At 54.8% G+C, this 15152-nt stretch carries 13 protein-coding genes and 1 tRNA gene; 9 read left to right on the top strand and 5 right to left on the bottom strand.

Annotated features, from left to right (window positions below):
• From FIL88_RS13895 to FIL88_RS16740, 5 genes are all read left to right on the top strand, one after another.
• Window positions 1-1494: a mannitol dehydrogenase family protein gene (locus FIL88_RS13895; protein ID WP_142854480.1), complete on the top strand. Its 1494-nt coding sequence runs from the start codon at window positions 1-3 to the stop codon at window positions 1492-1494.
• A 3-nt stretch (window positions 1495-1497) separates the two neighbouring features.
• Window positions 1498-2949 carry a xylulokinase gene (xylB, locus tag FIL88_RS13890; protein ID WP_142854479.1) on the top strand — a complete coding sequence of 484 codons (1452 nt, stop codon included), beginning with the start codon at window positions 1498-1500 and terminating at the stop codon, window positions 2947-2949.
• Window positions 2950-2990: 41 nt separating this feature from the next.
• Complete coding sequence (locus FIL88_RS13885) at window positions 2991-3917, top strand: carbohydrate kinase family protein (protein ID WP_142854478.1); 927 nt, start codon at window positions 2991-2993, stop codon at window positions 3915-3917.
• Entirely contained in the window at window positions 3917-4537 is a 621-nt protein-coding gene (locus FIL88_RS13880) for a nucleoside/nucleotide kinase family protein (protein WP_142854477.1), read from the top strand. The genes FIL88_RS13885 and FIL88_RS13880 overlap by 1 nt, the downstream gene beginning before the upstream one ends.
• Before the next feature lie 598 nt (window positions 4538-5135).
• Window positions 5136-5339, top strand: coding sequence for a hypothetical protein (locus FIL88_RS16740; RefSeq protein ID WP_185960954.1), 204 nt, complete (start codon window positions 5136-5138; stop codon window positions 5337-5339).
• Between the two features lie 610 nt (window positions 5340-5949).
• Here the strand turns inward: FIL88_RS16740 and FIL88_RS13875 are convergent.
• The 3 genes from FIL88_RS13875 to FIL88_RS13865 form a co-directional block, all read right to left on the bottom strand.
• Window positions 5950-6026: transfer RNA gene (locus tag FIL88_RS13875), tRNA-Arg, on the bottom strand.
• Window positions 6027-6129: 103 nt separating this feature from the next.
• On the bottom strand, window positions 6130-7239 hold the full coding sequence (locus FIL88_RS13870) for a CaiB/BaiF CoA transferase family protein (RefSeq protein ID WP_246066726.1): 1110 nt from the start codon (window positions 7237-7239) through the stop codon (window positions 6130-6132).
• Window positions 7240-7368: 129 nt separating this feature from the next.
• Window positions 7369-8526 carry an acyl-CoA dehydrogenase family protein gene (locus FIL88_RS13865; protein ID WP_185960953.1) on the bottom strand — a complete coding sequence of 386 codons (1158 nt, stop codon included), beginning with the start codon at window positions 8524-8526 and terminating at the stop codon, window positions 7369-7371.
• A 214-nt stretch (window positions 8527-8740) separates the two neighbouring features.
• Here FIL88_RS13865 and FIL88_RS13860 point away from each other — a divergent pair, with 214 nt between their 5' ends.
• Entirely contained in the window at window positions 8741-10864 is a 2124-nt protein-coding gene (locus FIL88_RS13860) for a YjbH domain-containing protein (protein ID WP_246066725.1), read from the top strand.
• 105 nt (window positions 10865-10969) lie between these two features.
• The gene (locus tag FIL88_RS13855; RefSeq protein WP_142854476.1) at window positions 10970-11602 is read left to right on the top strand and encodes a YjbF family lipoprotein; all 633 of its coding nucleotides are present in this window, start codon (window positions 10970-10972) and stop codon (window positions 11600-11602) included.
• A gap of 338 nt (window positions 11603-11940) precedes the next feature.
• Here FIL88_RS13855 and FIL88_RS13850 read toward each other — a convergent pair whose 3' ends face one another.
• Together FIL88_RS13850 and FIL88_RS13845 are read right to left on the bottom strand one after the other, a co-directional pair.
• Window positions 11941-12147, bottom strand: a complete 207-nt coding sequence (locus tag FIL88_RS13850; RefSeq protein WP_142854475.1) for a hypothetical protein — start codon at window positions 12145-12147, stop codon at window positions 11941-11943.
• A 157-nt stretch (window positions 12148-12304) separates the two neighbouring features.
• Window positions 12305-12940, bottom strand: a complete 636-nt coding sequence (locus FIL88_RS13845) for a CAP domain-containing protein (protein WP_185960952.1) — start codon at window positions 12938-12940, stop codon at window positions 12305-12307.
• Window positions 12941-13111: 171 nt separating this feature from the next.
• On the opposite strand from FIL88_RS13845, the gene FIL88_RS13840 reads away from it, so the two are divergent.
• Window positions 13112-14446, top strand: a complete 1335-nt coding sequence (locus FIL88_RS13840) for a UDP-glucose dehydrogenase family protein (protein WP_142854473.1) — start codon at window positions 13112-13114, stop codon at window positions 14444-14446.
• The gene (locus FIL88_RS13835; protein WP_142854472.1) at window positions 14439-15137 is read left to right on the top strand and encodes a sugar transferase; all 699 of its coding nucleotides are present in this window, start codon (window positions 14439-14441) and stop codon (window positions 15135-15137) included. Before FIL88_RS13840 ends, FIL88_RS13835 begins: the two co-directional genes overlap by 8 nt.
• Window positions 15138-15152: the final 15 nt, after the last annotated feature.

The following is a 15152-nucleotide window of genomic DNA, read 5'->3' as shown; positions in this document are numbered from 1 at the left end:
ATGGCACATGCACTTGATCCAGCCCTCGTTCAGTTGAGCGACGAAAACCTGGCGGATCTGCCGCCTTCGGTGTCTTGCCCGGCCTACGACCGTGCAGGCCTTTCGGCCGGAATTGTCCATATCGGGCTTGGAAACTTTCATCGCGCCCATCAAGCTTGGTACTTGCATCGTTTGATGCAAAACGGAGAAGCGCTTGATTGGGCCATCGTCGGGGCGGGTGTCCGTCCAAATGATGAAAGGCAACGCCAAAAACTGGCCGAACAGGACTATCTGACAACTCTGGTCGAGCTGGATCCGGCCGGTACATCGGCAGAAGTCATCGGACCGATGATCGACTTCGTCCCTGTTCAGCCGAGCAATCAGCAACTGATCGAACGGATGGCGCAGCCCGATATCCGTATTGTATCTCTGACCGTGACCGAGGGCGGATACTATGTCGACCCGGTCTCCAAGACGTTTGACGCAACACATCCAGACATCGCGCATGACGTCGCACATCCGGAAAGCCCGACTACGGCGTTCGGCGCCATAGTGGCGGCACTTAAGATGCGAAAAGATCGCGGGATAGGGCCGTTCACCGGCCTCAGTTGTGACAACCTTCAAGGCAACGGCGCTGTCCTTCGGCAGACCGTCGTCTCGTTGGCACGATTGATCGATCCCGAGCTTGCTAATTGGATCGACAAGAACTGCTCGTTCCCGAACTCAATGGTGGACTGCATTGTCCCAGCAACGGGATTGAAAGAGATTGAGCTGGTCCGCTCGCTGGGCATTTCTGATGCATCACCTGTGACCCATGAAAACTACCGCCAGTGGGTGATCGAGGATGACTTCTGTTCCGGTCGCCCGGATTTGGACAAGGTTGGCGCCACGTTCACCGACCATGTCCATGACTATGAAGCGATGAAAATTCGTATCCTGAATGGCGGACATCAGATCATCGCAGGGGTTGGTGAAATCTTGTCGGTCGCGACCATTTCTGACTGCATGGCGAACGCGAAAATCCGAAGTCTTTTCCGAAGCATCGCGTTGAACGAGATTGCACTGCACGTGAAGCCAGTTCCGGACACCACGCCAAAGGATTATGTCGACCTGATCGACCGCCGCTTTTCGAACCCGCGCATTATTGACACGACCCGCCGTGTGGCCTTTGACGGTTCGTCACGGCACCCTGGATTCGTCATCCCTACAATCCGCGAAGGCATCGCAGCAGGCGCACCGATCGAAGGTCTTGCTTTGGTCGAAGCCGCGTGGGCGCGGATGTGCGAAGGTACACGCGAAGATGGCAGCCGGATTGAGCCGAACGACCCGTTTTGGGACGACCTTCAGGAAACTGCTGTTTTGGCCAAAGCAGACCCGTTGGTTTGGCTCAGGCAACGGCAGTATTATGGGGACCTCGCGGACCAACCCCTGTTTGCGAACGCATTTTCAAACTGGCTCAATATAATCTGGTCCAAGGGTGTCGAGACCTCCATCGATCAATTCCTGAAAGACTAAGAGATGGCTTTCTTGGGTATCGACCTGGGCACTTCTGGTCTACGCGCGTTGCTTGTCGACGCCGAAGGATGTCCAATTGGATCGGCTGAACGCGCCTATGCGACCCATCATCCCCATCCGGGCTGGTCCGAACAAAACCCCAAAGATTGGATTGATGCGCTGACTTCTGCAGCGCGAGAATTGCGCGTTGCTCACCCAGAGTTCGCTGACCTTAAAGGCCTTGGGGTGTCGGGCCATATGCACGGCGCTGTCTTGGTGGATGAAAGCGGCGATCCGATACGTCCCTGCATTATGTGGAACGACACCCGAAGCCATGAAGAAGCCGCACGGTTGGACGCAATACCCGAGATGCGCGCTATTTCAGGCAATGTAGCCTTTCCCGGTTTCACGGCTCCGAAGCTGGAATGGGTGCGGGCGCATGAGCCGGAAAACCATGCTCGAGTTTCCAAAGTGCTGTTACCAGCCGCATATGTGAATTGGTATCTGACTGGCGACTATGTCTCTGATGTTTCTGATTGCTCGGGTACAGGGTGGCTGGATTTACGGGCGCGAAGGTGGTCTGCAACGCTGCTCGATGCAGGCAACATGCGGTCTGACCAGATGCCCCGCCTCGTCGAGGGGTGTACCCCAGCAGGGCAACTCAAAACAGAACTCCTTTCGGAATGGCGGATCAATCACCCGGTGATCGTGGCGGGTGGCGCTGGGGACAATGCAGCGGCAGCCTGCGGCATTGGTGCTCTTTCTGAAGGGCAGGGGTTTGTGTCCCTTGGGACGTCTGGTGTTTTGCTGCTGGCACGGGATGGCTGTGATCCTGCACCGGAAACCGCGCTGCATAGCTTCTGCCACGCAATCCCAGGCCGGTGGTACCAAATGGGCGTTATGCTTTCGGCGACCAATTCTTTGAACTGGTTATCCCGCATCAGCGGACAATCTCCTGCAGCACTGACCAAGGCGCTTGGAGCCGACATTAAACCACCCAGCAACGAGCTGTTCCTGCCTTATCTGTCCGGTGAGCGCACCCCGCATAACGACGCACAGATCCGGGCCGCGTTCCTTGGTCTTGATACCCAGACGTCCCTTGACGATATGACGCGCGCAGTCCTTGAGGGGGTTGCCTTCGCACTGCGCGACAGTGCTGAGGCGATGAAAGCGACGGGTGCAGAAATCAAAGTGCTTTACGCGGTTGGTGGTGGCGCTGCATCAAGATACTGGGTGGAGCTTATTGCGACGATACTTGGAACGTGCATTTCATTACCAAAGGGGGGCGAATTCGGTGCGGCCCTTGGTGCCGCAAGGCTGGCGATTGTTGCGGCAACTGATGCACGTCCAGAAGACGTGATGCGTTCTCCAGATTATTGCGACAGGATCACCCCAAGGGCCGATTTGCTTTCGGCCTATGATGATGCTTATGAACGGTTCAAAGACGCCTATCCTGCAATCCGGTCAGTGCAATGACACTGCACTGTCTTCGAGCAACAACAAGAAGGTAAACCCAGATGATCCTTTGCTGTGGCGAAGCTTTGATTGACATGATCCCGGAAGCGACCCAATCAGGCCGCGACGGATTTGTATCCCATTGTGGCGGAGCCGTTTTCAACACGGCCATCGCTTTGGGGCGCTTGGGCACACGCACGGGCATGCTGACGGGGCTTTCAAGCGATATGTTTGGCCGTCAACTGGCAGAGGCATTGGGCGCAAGCCGTGTCGATACACGCCACGTCGTTACCAGTGATCGACCCACCACATTGGCCTTTGTGAAACTGGTCGATGGTCACGCAAGTTACACGTTCTATGATGAAAATTCAGCTGGTCGAATGCTGATGCCAGACGATATGCCGCCAAAGCTGACAGACGTCTCTGCGCTGTATTTCGGAGGCATCAGTTTGGCCTGTGAGCCGGGGGCAGATGCGTATTTGGCATTCGCCAAACGTCACGCCTCCAGTCGCGCAGTTATGCTTGATCCGAACATACGCGCGGGGTTCATCACGGATGAAGAACGGTATCGTTCACGGTCGGACGCCCTTATTTCACTGGCGGATGTGGTCAAGGTTTCGGATGAGGATTTGAACTGGATCAACCAGACCCCAATGCCGCTGGAAGAGAAGGCGCGGGCGTTGCTGGAACATGGTCCCGCATTCGTTATTGTCACGCGCGGCGGTGAAGGTGCGAGCGGGTTTTTGAAAGATGGCGCACAAATCGACGTTCCCGCGCAACGCGTTCAGATTGTGGATACGGTCGGCGCAGGCGACACCTTCAATGCAGGCGTCATGGCCAAGCTGTCTGAACGGGGGCAACTGACGAAAGAAGCGCTTTCGACCCTTACGCCAGATATCGCATTTGAGGCCCTTGCCTTTGGTGCCAACGTGGCCGCCATCACTGTTTCGCGCGCCGGAGCAAACCCGCCGTGGGGGGATGAGCTGTAATGGAAAAATTGGCCACTTTCGAGATGCTGCTTGATGAGGTCAAATCTCGAGCAGATGGTGGCAAGCGTCTTCTCGTTGCCATCGCGGGGCCGCCCGGTTCAGGCAAGTCCACGCTTGCAGAACGCCTTGCCAGTTGCATCGGCCCATCCGCGGCTGTTTTGCCTATGGATGGTTTCCACCTTGATAACGCAATACTGCGGCAGAAAGGTCTTTTGGACTGCAAAGGCGCGCCGGAAACTTTTGACGCCGACGGTTTTGTCGAACTGGTCCGCCTGTTGACGCACCAATCAGATCTAACTTACCCCACCTTTGATCGCGAAGAAGACAGAACGGTTCCTGACAGAGGGCGCATCGATGCTGGTTCGGATATTGTCTTGGTTGAAGGGAACTATCTGCTTCTAGACAATCCGCCTTGGTCCGAGCTCGCCGAGGTGTTTGAAATGACCGTAAAACTCACTGTTGACCGATCAGAGCTGGAAAGACGTCTGATTGAACGCTGGCTCAACCACGGGCTATCTGCATCTGCCGCTAAAACACGTGCTCAGGAAAATGACGTGCGCAACGCAGAGTTGGTTTTGACACGTTCACGGCCATCGGACTTTATCTACGAGGCCGACTAGTCGTTGGTCTCGTTCAAAAAGAAGCGACCTGACCAAAATTGATCGCACTTGTTCACTGATATTGGCCTGCTTCCCAATTTGGTCGATCTATGCGTAGAATTTTTTCTTCAGTTGATTGGGCTGATGTCGAGTCCTGCTGAGCTGAGTCATTGCGGAACTCAAGCGAAGCAGGCTTGATACTACGGCGAAGACTAACGTCGACGGTTGGAGCCAGTCGGCCAAGTGATGTGTGTGGTCTTAGTGTTTTGCACAATACTCCAAAACTCATGTGTTTTTGAAATATGCAAAATAGACTATTTTTGAGTAATCCCTCCAAAATCCGACACTGATCTCGCCGCAGAAAATGCTCATTTTGTCCCGCGTTGCAGTTGTTTGATGGTCTTACATCGAATAGCAGCTAGCCAGAAACCTGTAGTGAAGGTGATAGCGCGGGGCCAATATGCTAGCCGGGGTTATGACATGAACGTTTTCCATCAAGCTGCATCCAACACGGACATTTCCGTGACCCTTGAGGTGCGCGCATGAAAGGAAAACACATGAAACTCCCAGACCTTCCCTCGATCCAGAGCAAACGCTTCAATACAATGCTATCAGCCTGATGAAACAGGCCGATAAGGGGCCGACCTTTCTGCGGCATGCAGGCCGCGTCACCCATGTCGTCATGACCGAGGAACTGTTCGACAAGCTTTGGCCAGACTCGCGACGGGCATGGAGTGTTGACGAGATGCCTCATCGTATGAAGCAATTCTTCTTGGAGGCCTTGGAGCGAGCACCTGCGGAGTCTGAAAAGAGTGACGACTGATAAAACGCGGTGCCAATCTGGGCGCCGTGTATCCTGCACCACGCCCAGATTTTCACAACCCGTGGATGTTTGGCGACGTGGAACAAAGAGCGAACGTCGCCTAACTGGTTTTATGTGAAACACCCACAGGTTGAGTTGAGCTCATACTCCCAAGCTTATCATCTCCCGCACGCACCTACGGAGTAGGGAACCTTAATTACTGTTCAGCGGGGACCACCTTCGTACTAAAAACAAGTTCCGTGCCGACCTCTCGGTATTCCGGCGAGAGATCTGCCCGGCGGTAAATCTTGCTCAACCCGACCTTATCGATCACGGGTCTCATTTCCATCTGGCTCATCTTCACATACTGGGGCCCTCCGATTGCGTGTTCGGCCTCAGCTATGATTCCGAGTGCGACTGTCTGACGTCAGGGTTTTTGGAAAACACATAGCGAACGGAATACCGTTTTTCCCCAAAGACTGCCAAAGGCAGCTTTTTCTTGGTGCAACGCAGCATTCCAGGGATGTACCAGTGACCGGTCAGGGCCGAAGTTTTCACAATCCATGCGATCTGTTTCTGGTCCAACTATGACGGTTGGGTCAGTTTCGTATGACATTCAACATAAGGAAAGTGGCGCTCTGGGGAGGATTCGAACCCCCGACCCCCTGATTCGTAGTCAGGTACTCTATCCAGCTGAGCTACCAGAGCGCGGTAGGCGGGGATGTAACTGGAGCGCCGGGGGTTTGCAAGGGCGAAAGGGGAAGTTTTTTCGACTTTTTGGCGCAGTATCGTCAATCGCGCACGTTGTGCCTTATTTTACTGAACCGGTCCAACGGTTCAGCACTGCGGACACATCTTGGGGCGTCTGTTCGTCCCCGGGGTCGGCAGAAAGTGTTGCGCCTGAGATATGCGGGGCTGGGGCGGGTTGGGCAATGCCACCACATGTCGCAAAGCTGCCGCGCGCGACGTTATGGGGATGGGATGGCGCTTCGGCCAATGACAGGACGGGCGCGCAACATGCATCCGTGCCTTCAAAGATGTCCGCCCAGTCGTCGCGCGTCTTTTCCTTGAAGCGCGCGGCGAAAGCGGCGCGCAGTGTGGGCCAGCCTTCAACATCTTGTTGGGCTGGAAGACCGGTCCCCGCCAATCCAATCCCTTCCAAGAACTCGGCATAGAACTTCGGCTCCAACGCGCCCACAGTCATGTGCCCACCGCAGGCGCATTCATAGACCGCATAGAAAGGCGCGCCGCCGTCCAACAAATTGGCCTCGCGCGTATCCACCCAGATGCCCGATCCATACAATGAATAGATCATCGCCATCAGGTGCGCAGTGCCGTCAGAGATTGCCGCATCCACCACCCGTCCGCGGCCGGTTGTTTTTGCTGCGTGCAGTGCCGCCAGCATCCCGGCCACCAGATACATGCCGCCGCCACCAAAATCGCCCAATAGGTTCAAAGGCGGAACAGGATGATTCCCACCAATCGCATGAAGGGCTCCTGAAATGGCGATATAGTTGATGTCATGACCCGCCGTATGTGCCAGTGGACCGCTTTGCCCCCAACCTGTCATGCGTCCATAGACCAACGCGGGATTGTCGGGGAAATCCTCTGGTCCAAGACCCAGACGCTCCATCACACCGGGGCGCATGCCTTCGATCAGCATATCTGCACGGTTGATCAGATCATGTGCAGTGGCGCAGTCAGCTTTAGCCTTCAAATCAAGTTCAACAAAGCCGCGCGCTCGGTTCAGTACGTCCACCTTCTGCGGGATCAAAGGTTTCAGGTTTGGACGTTGAATGCGCACTACATCCGCGCCCATATCGGCCAACCACATGGCTGCAAAGGGTGTTGGGCCAAGGCCCTGAATTTCAATAACTTTCAACCCCGTAAGGGGTGCCTCTTCGCGCATGCCTTGTTTCATCAAATGCCTGTTTTTCTTGTTGGAAATATCCCGGGGTGAGCCCGGTCCGGGCGAGGGGCAGAGCCCCTTCAGGCTCACGAAGTGAGCCACCGAAAGCGCGCCCAACGCGGTGCGATGGGCGCCACGACCTTATTGATCAATCGACCGGGCAATCAGCTCCTTCATGATCTCGTTCGTCCCACCATAGATCATTTGAACGCGCGCATCTGCATAAAGCCGCGCAATTGGGTACTCGGTCATATATCCATAGCCGCCAAACAGCTGCAGGCATTCGTGCATGATCTCGTTTTGCACTTCGCTGCCCCAGTATTTCGCCATCGAGGCCGTAGGCGCATCCAACGTCCCGGCGATCAGCTGTGCGATGCAATCATTCACAAAGCTGCGCAGAACTTCGGCCTTTGTCTTGCATTCGGCCAGCTTGAAGCGCGTATTCTGGAAATCCATCACGCGCTGCCCAAAGGCCTTGCGTTCTTGTGTGTATGCAATCGTTTGCTCCAACGCGAAGTCAATCGCACCCAGGGCTTGGATGGCAATAAGCAACCGTTCCCACGGAAGCTGACGCATCAGTTGGTAAAAGCCCTGACCCTCTTCCGACCCCAGAAGGTTGGTCAGCGGTACTTTCACATCTTCATAGAACAGCTCGGACGTGTCGTTGGCTTTCATACCCAGCTTTTTCAAGTTTTTGCCACGCTGGAAGCCTTCGCACTGGTCGGGTTCAACCACGATCAGCGAGACACCTTTGGATCCCGCGGCGGGATCCGTCTTGCAGACCGTGATGATCAGATCAGCGGCTTGACCATTGGTGATAAAGATCTTCGATCCGTTGATCTTGTATTGATTCCCGTCTTTTTCGGCCCGCGTTTTCACGGCCTGAAGGTCCGACCCGGTACCTGGTTCAGTCATCGCAATCGCGCCTACGATTTCGCCCGAGGCAAGACCCGGCAACCAGCGCGCCTTCTGATCGTCGGTGCCATAGGCGGTGATATAGTGGGTGACAATCGACTGAATGCCATAACCCCAGCCGCAATCACCGGTGCGGGTCTGTTCATAGATCACGACGCTTTCAAATCCCATATCGCCGCCGGCGCCGCCATGCTCTTCCGGGATTGCGCCGCCCATGATGCCCGCTTGACCCGCTGTGTGCCAGAAATCGCGGTCAACAATACCCTGATCGACCCAGCGTTCGATATTGGGGCTAAGCTCGTCCGCGAAGAAGCGGTTGGTCATGTCCGCAAACATGCGATGTTCGTCGCTGATCCAGTTGGCCGAGGGGGAAAACAGGCTCATGATGTGCTCCGATGTGACGTTGTTTGCGCAACTATACGTCGGGTATGGTGCAATCGGACTGGTAACGTGGCGTTACAGGCAGTAAGCGGACGCAAGGGAAGTTGTGCAATTGCGCGACAATGCCCGACAAACCGCCGATGCGGGTATGTTTTGCGTGCGTTCCAAGTGTGGATCACGTAATGAGATTGAAAAAAGACGTTAGACGGAGACTGCGGTGATTACTGCACGGGTGGATTATATCAAATACGCAGCACTTGGCCTGATGGCGGCAGCTGCCACGCCTGCAAACGCTCAGGTTGGGACCGAGACGACAAGCTACACGCTGTTTGGTGCACCGGGTCTGATCCTGATGCCCACGGCCGAGGTCGCCGCGGACAGCGAATTGGCGTTCTCGTATTCGCAGTTCGGCCCAAATGCCAACGGCACGCTGACCTTCCAGATCCTGCCGCGCCTGTCCGGCAGTTTTCGCTATACGAAGCTTGCAAATTTTTGGAATGTTGGCCCCCTGACAGGGCAAGATTTCTTTGATCGTAGTTTTGATCTTGAATACCGCGTTCTGAACGAAACAAAGTACCTGCCGGCGGTTTCGGTGGGGATCCGCGATTTCATCGGAACCGGAGTGTATTCCGGCGAGTATGTTGTCGCAACCAAGGGTTTTGGAGACAAGCTTCGGGTCCATGGCGGTTTGGGGTGGGGGCGGCTGGCGTCACATAACCCCATTGGCCAGATCGGTGGCCCGCGCCCGGCATTTGATGTCGGACAAGGGGGTAATCTGAATTTCAGTCAGTGGTTCCGTGGCGATTTCGCACCCTTTGCTGGCGTGAGCTATAAGGTCAACGACAAGCTGACTTTCAAGGCCGAGTATTCGTCCGACGCGTTTGTGGAAGAAGTTGCGCGCGGGACAATGGAGTACAACTCGCCCTTTAACTTCGGAATTGATTATCAGATTTCTCCAGCCTTCCACCTGAATGCGTCATATGTGGCAGGCAGCATGTTTGGTGCGGGTTTGACCATTCGCCTGAACCCCCGCCAACCGCAGGCCCGTTCGGGTAATGAAAAAGCTCCTTTGCCGGTCAAGCCGCGCCCGTCGCGCGCAGATTCTGCCGCATGGGGTTCCGATTGGGTCACGTCCTCTGAGAACCACAACGACATTCGCAAAGTTGTGTCAGATGCTTTAGGCAAGCAGGGCATTCGTTTGAAGGCGCTGGGTCTTGGGGCCACACAGGCCGCGATACGGATCGACAACAAGCGCTTTAATTCGCAGCCACAGGCCGTCGGGCGTACAGCTCGTATTCTGACTCATGCGTTGCCGCCTTCGATCGAAATTTTCAAAATCACGATCACACAGAACGGCATTCCTTTGTCGACTGTCACTATGCGCCGTAGCGACATCGAGGATCTGGAACATGCACCCGCACTTGATATCTACAATCGTGTCACCATCGGTGAGGCCGCGCCGACTGCCGTGAAGAACGCTGAGCTGCCCAACTTTGATCAGCGGTTCTCGTGGGCGCTTACACCTTATATGGCGATCAGTTTCTTTGATCCGTCCAGCCCGGTGCGTGGCGATGTTGGCTTGCGATTCAGTGCTAAATACGAGATTGCGCCGAATATCATCTTGTCTGGTGCTGTTCAGAAAAGCATCTGGGGCAACCTTGATGATGATACGCACCTGAATACCTCCGACCTGCCACATGTGCGAACCGACGGAGCGCTTTATGCCCAGCAGGGCGACCCCGCGATCGAGCATCTGACCGCATCGTGGTATGAGCGCCCCGGGAAGAACCTGTATAGCCGAGTGACCGTTGGTTATTTGGAAAAGATGTTTGGTGGTGTGTCGGCCGAGCTGCTGTGGAAACCCGTGGACAGCCCGCTTGCCATTGGAGCCGAAGTTGCTTGGGTTAAGCAGCGCGACTATGATCAGCTCTTTGGATTCCGCGACTATGATGTCGTGACGGGTCATGTTTCGGCATATTACGACTTCGGAAATGGTTTCTCGACGCGCGTGGATGCGGGGCGCTATCTGGCCGGTGACTACGGAGCAACTTTCTCGGTTGACCGCACCTTTGCAAATGGCTGGAAGGTTGGTGGCTATTTCACCAAGACGAATGTTTCGGCGGAAGAATTTGGCGAAGGGTCGTTCGACAAAGGGATCCGAATTTCGATCCCGTTCGAGTGGGCGATGGGAACACCTTCTAAAAGCGAGTCCGGAGCCGAGCTGCGTTCGCTTGAACGTGATGGTGGCGCACGCCTGCAGGTCGACGGTCGTTTGTTTGACTGGGTCGAAGATGGTCATGGCGATGCCTATGCCGACCGTTGGGGCAAGTTCTGGAGATAACAAGTGTTTGGAATTAGTGTGACAAGACCGCTGCGTGCCGCAGGTTTTTCTTTGTGCGCCTGCGTTGCTCTGACCGCTTGCGGTTCGGATAGGCAGGAAACCGAGATGTCCTTGGCGACTGCTGGATTTCTGAAGCAGACAGGCAAAAACCTCAAGTCCAAGGTCATTGGAGGTAAGTCAAAGGGCACGACGGCGCAACCCGCTGCTGCCCCTGATCCCAATGCACTTATTTCTAAGGCACTGTCTGCTACGAAGGGGCCGATTTCCATCGTAGTGCGGCTGGATACCAATGCCGTGCTTGCGATGAGCCCTGTTGGGCGCAATGGAAGCTATGTGACTTGGGGCAGTGCGCCGGGGCAAGGTGTTACCTATCAGCGTGGTGTGTTGGCGAATACACGCGGGTTGGGAAGCGATCTGATGGCCTCGCGCATTGATCGGGCGGTTATGGCTATTACATCGGGTAGCGATGCTGATTACACTCGCAAGCACTATTATCTGGGTGATCTGGGGCAGACGACTGAGCTCACTTTGCGTTGCTCTCTGCGCCGTTCCGGGTCCGAGAAGGTCATCGTGGGCGAGATCAATGCTGATGCGGTGATCATGAAAGAGAAATGCCGTAAGGGCCAGATCTCCTTCACCAATGTCTACTGGGTGGATAGCTCTGGCAATATCCTGAAATCCAGCCAGTGGGTTGGGCAGCGTATTGGCAGTTTGGCAATTCAGAGTTTGCGCCTGTAACCAGACGTTTCTTTGGGCTGCCTTAAGGCTGAATTGATCATGAAGCGCGGGTGTCTTATGCGGTACCGCGCCACCGGCGGAGCACCTTGTGGTGAGGCATTGGATGATCTTAGGGCTTTTGTTACGCAGGCCTTGACGTTTCTGAACAGCCGAACAGATCGCGACCTGCGATTGGCTGCCATTCTGAAGGTGTGTCGTGGTGTGCTTCTGTTCAGGGAAGTACCACAGCAGTTTGGAATACGATGCAAGGATCTGCATATACCAGCATGCTCAAACGAAAAACGGCAAGCCCGAAGACTTGCCGTTTCAACCGAAAGCTTCTTTCGAAGCAGTCGCTATTATTGGCTCGACGAATCCGAAGCAGCGATGATGCCTGCAACCAGGGCCAGGCCCAGCAGAGCGATGCCGGTGTTGCCCAGCGAGCTTGCAGCTTCTTCAACTACTACGATTTCTTCTTCAACAACCGGGTCGCTGTAGCCGCCAGCAAAAGCAGGTGCGGTCAGGGCGATCATGCCAGCAGCGGCAAGGGTCATGACTTTTTTCATGTCTCATACTCCATAATTAATAAGCGGGCAGCGCTAACTTAGCGAGCCGTCCATGTTTGTTTTGCATACAAGAAGCCGTATTGGAAGTCTGATCTTCTTATCTAGGCTGATATGCCTGCTAAGTTTTGACCTCTGTGGCAGTGTTGCAATACCGCTATTAGCCCAGAAATATCTGGGTAAGGAATACCGCACCGCAGTGCCGGGATTTCGGCTGAATTCCGCCGCCAGAGCCCATGTGAGTGGCTTTTCGGAGCATGATATTCTTTCGGTGGCCTGGAGATTCCATCCATTCTTTAACCGCCAGTTGGGCGAGGCTACGATAACTGTGGCGCCCTAATGGCTGACCCGATCGCGTGGTGAATTGGCATTTGCTTGCGGACCGAATCATGAAGTGACGCCCATCGATGTTGTACAAGCGCATCACACCGATATTTTCAGCACCCGTCTTAAACCTTAAGCCCGAGGACTTTAGTCGTCTCGTCAATGTGCGTGATGACCCACTTGTGGCCCTGTGACTCAGCTTGCCTGTTTTGGCCATCCACTTGGAATGCTTACTGGCCTGACGGCGCAACCCCCCGGCAGCAGCCAGCTTTGATCGCCCGTGTTTGCAACGATAATAGTTCACTTGCGCACGAATGGTTGCATCAAGTAGGGCTTGGTTTAACTTGTTGGGTGAAATGACTTTTTCTTCACCCTTGATGCGCTGAATCGCGCATTTTGCTTGGGCGTAGCTTGGGGTAAGAAAGACGGCAACGCACACCGTCAAAAATACTGACAGAAAACTGCGAGTCATTGGAGGCTCCGGTCTGAGTGGTTCCATAGGTTTAGCATGGTTTTTGTGAAGAAGTCATTGAGGAATGCGGGGCAATATCCGGGCGTTTCTGTGGCGTCGTCCATTGACTTGGCGTTGCGTTTCCAGCACCAAAGTTTCACTGAATTTTTAGTCATATGAGAGTAAAGACCGATGAAAATCGCAATGATTGGCACGGGCTATGTTGGGCTTGTATCGGGCGTTTGTTTTTCTGATTTTGGACATGAAGTCGTTTGCGTCGACAAAGACCCGCGCAAAATCAAGATGCTTGAAGCCGGCAAGGTCCCAATTTACGAGCCCGGGCTGGAAGAATTGATGGCCAAGAATGTCCAAGCGGGACGTCTGACCTTCACTGAAAACTTGAAAGAAGCTGTCACAGATGCCGAAGCTGTATTTATTGCTGTCGGCACGCCGACTCGGCGCGGAGACGGTCATGCAGACCTGACTTATGTGTTTGCGGCGGCCGAAGAAATTGCTGATTCGCTAGACCACTACGCCGTCGTGGTCACAAAATCGACCGTGCCGGTCGGGACCAACCGTCGCGTAGCAGAGGTCATTGCGAAGACCAAACCGGATCTGGAATTTGACGTGGCCTCGAACCCAGAATTCCTGCGGGAAGGGGCGGCAATTGATGACTTCATGCGGCCCGATCGCGTGGTGGTCGGTGTCGAAAGTGACCGTGCGGCGCAGGTGATGGCTGACATCTATCGCCCTCTTTTCCTGCGTGACTTCCCAATCGTCACGACCGATTTGGAAAGCGCCGAGATGATCAAATACGCCGCCAACGCATTCCTTGCGACTAAGATCACCTTTATGAACGAGATCGCTGCACTGTGTGAACGCGTCGACGCGGATGTGAAACAAGTGTCAAAAGGCATCGGGCTGGATGGTCGCATTGGGAACAAGTTCCTTCATGCGGGCCCCGGATATGGCGGCAGCTGTTTTCCAAAAGACACCAAAGCACTGGCCCGGATTGGTCAGGAAAACGGCATGGCGATGCAAATCACCGAGACCGTGATCAATGTGAATGAGGACACCAAGCGACGGATGATCGACAAAGTTGTCGACATGTGCGGTGGATCTGTATCAGGCAAGACAATTGCCGTTTTGGGGGTGACGTTCAAACCCAATACCGACGATATGCGTGATGCACCCAGTCTTACTATTGTTCCGGCCCTGATCGGCGGTGGCGCAAAGGTGCATGTGGTCGACCCGCAGGGCCTGTCTGAAGGCGAAGCACTTTTGCCGGGTGCACATTGGTTCGAAGATGCGTATAAGGCTGCCGAGAATGCGGATGCGGTTGTGCTTTTGACCGAATGGAACGAGTTCCGAGCGCTGGACTTGAAACGTCTGGCCGGGTGTATGAACACGGCAGTCATGGCCGATCTGCGCAACATATATTCGCCGGCGGATGCAGAGCGTGCGGGGTTCTCGGCCTATTGTGCTGTTGGGCGTCGCGGATATGGCGCCGGGGACTGGCATGACTGAGACAACCTTCCAGAATTGGGAGGCGGCAGGCAAGAAACGGAACGGGCAAAGGTTGAAACGACTATTCGACATCGTGTTGGCGCTTGTGCTTTTGGTGCCGGTGATTCCCGCGCTTGCGGTTCTTTATGTCGTGGTGTTGGTGAAGGATGGGCGTCCGTTCATCTATCGCTCGCGCCGCAATACGGCTTTCAATCAGGAATTCGACTTGATGAAAATCCGCACTATGCGGACTGTGCCGGAGCATGAAAATGTGGGCATTACTGGGGGACACAAAAAGGGACGGATTACCGCCTTGGGCCGCTTTTTACGTGACCATCGTTTGGACGAACTTCCGCAGCTTTGGAACGTCCTGAAGGGTGAGATGAGTTTTGTTGGTCCTCGCCCGCCCGAGCCACGCTATGTCGCGACCAGCCCCGAAATTTATCAGCAGGTGCTTTTGGATCGTCCTGGGATCACGGGTCTGGCCTCGATCATCTTTCATGCTCATGAAGAGAAGATGCTGGCAGAATGCTCGTCACAAAAAGAATCGGAAGAGGTCTATATCCGTCGTTGCATTCCCCGAAAGGCGCATCTGGATTTGATCTATCACCGGAACAAATCTTTGATGTTGGATCTGTATGTGTTGTACCTGACGGCGGCAAAGTTGCTGCCGCTGCCAGGTCGTCGTGCTGCCCGCATCCGCGGTCAGTAATCGGTCGCCCGCTGT

Origin of the sequence: Aliiroseovarius halocynthiae (assembly GCF_007004645.1) — a bacterium.
Classification (GTDB): domain Bacteria; phylum Pseudomonadota; class Alphaproteobacteria; order Rhodobacterales; family Rhodobacteraceae; genus Aliiroseovarius; species Aliiroseovarius halocynthiae.
Note: the sequence above shows the minus strand (reverse complement) of the source record. Positions and strands in the feature narration are given on the sequence as shown.

What these genes read in the sequence shown, in the direction of transcription:
- FIL88_RS13845 (WP_185960952.1), bottom strand. Translation starts at nt 12,940, where the DNA reads ATGACTCGCAGTTTTCTGTCAGTATTTTTGACGGTGTGCGTTGCCGTC.
- FIL88_RS13855 (WP_142854476.1), top strand. Translation starts at nt 10,970, where the DNA reads ATGTCCTTGGCGACTGCTGGATTTCTGAAGCAGACAGGCAAAAACCTC.
- FIL88_RS13865 (WP_185960953.1), bottom strand. Translation starts at nt 8,526, where the DNA reads ATGAGCCTGTTTTCCCCCTCGGCCAACTGGATCAGCGACGAACATCGC.
- xylB (WP_142854479.1), top strand. Translation starts at nt 1,498, where the DNA reads ATGGCTTTCTTGGGTATCGACCTGGGCACTTCTGGTCTACGCGCGTTG.
- FIL88_RS13895 (WP_142854480.1), top strand. Translation starts at nt 1, where the DNA reads ATGGCACATGCACTTGATCCAGCCCTCGTTCAGTTGAGCGACGAAAAC.
- FIL88_RS13870 (WP_246066726.1), bottom strand. Translation starts at nt 7,239, where the DNA reads ATGAAACAAGGCATGCGCGAAGAGGCACCCCTTACGGGGTTGAAAGTT.
- FIL88_RS13885 (WP_142854478.1), top strand. Translation starts at nt 2,991, where the DNA reads ATGATCCTTTGCTGTGGCGAAGCTTTGATTGACATGATCCCGGAAGCG.
- FIL88_RS13835 (WP_142854472.1), top strand. Translation starts at nt 14,439, where the DNA reads ATGACTGAGACAACCTTCCAGAATTGGGAGGCGGCAGGCAAGAAACGG.
- FIL88_RS13840 (WP_142854473.1), top strand. Translation starts at nt 13,112, where the DNA reads ATGAAAATCGCAATGATTGGCACGGGCTATGTTGGGCTTGTATCGGGC.
- FIL88_RS16740 (WP_185960954.1), top strand. Translation starts at nt 5,136, where the DNA reads ATGAAACAGGCCGATAAGGGGCCGACCTTTCTGCGGCATGCAGGCCGC.
- FIL88_RS13850 (WP_142854475.1), bottom strand. Translation starts at nt 12,147, where the DNA reads ATGAAAAAAGTCATGACCCTTGCCGCTGCTGGCATGATCGCCCTGACC.
- FIL88_RS13880 (WP_142854477.1), top strand. Translation starts at nt 3,917, where the DNA reads ATGGAAAAATTGGCCACTTTCGAGATGCTGCTTGATGAGGTCAAATCT.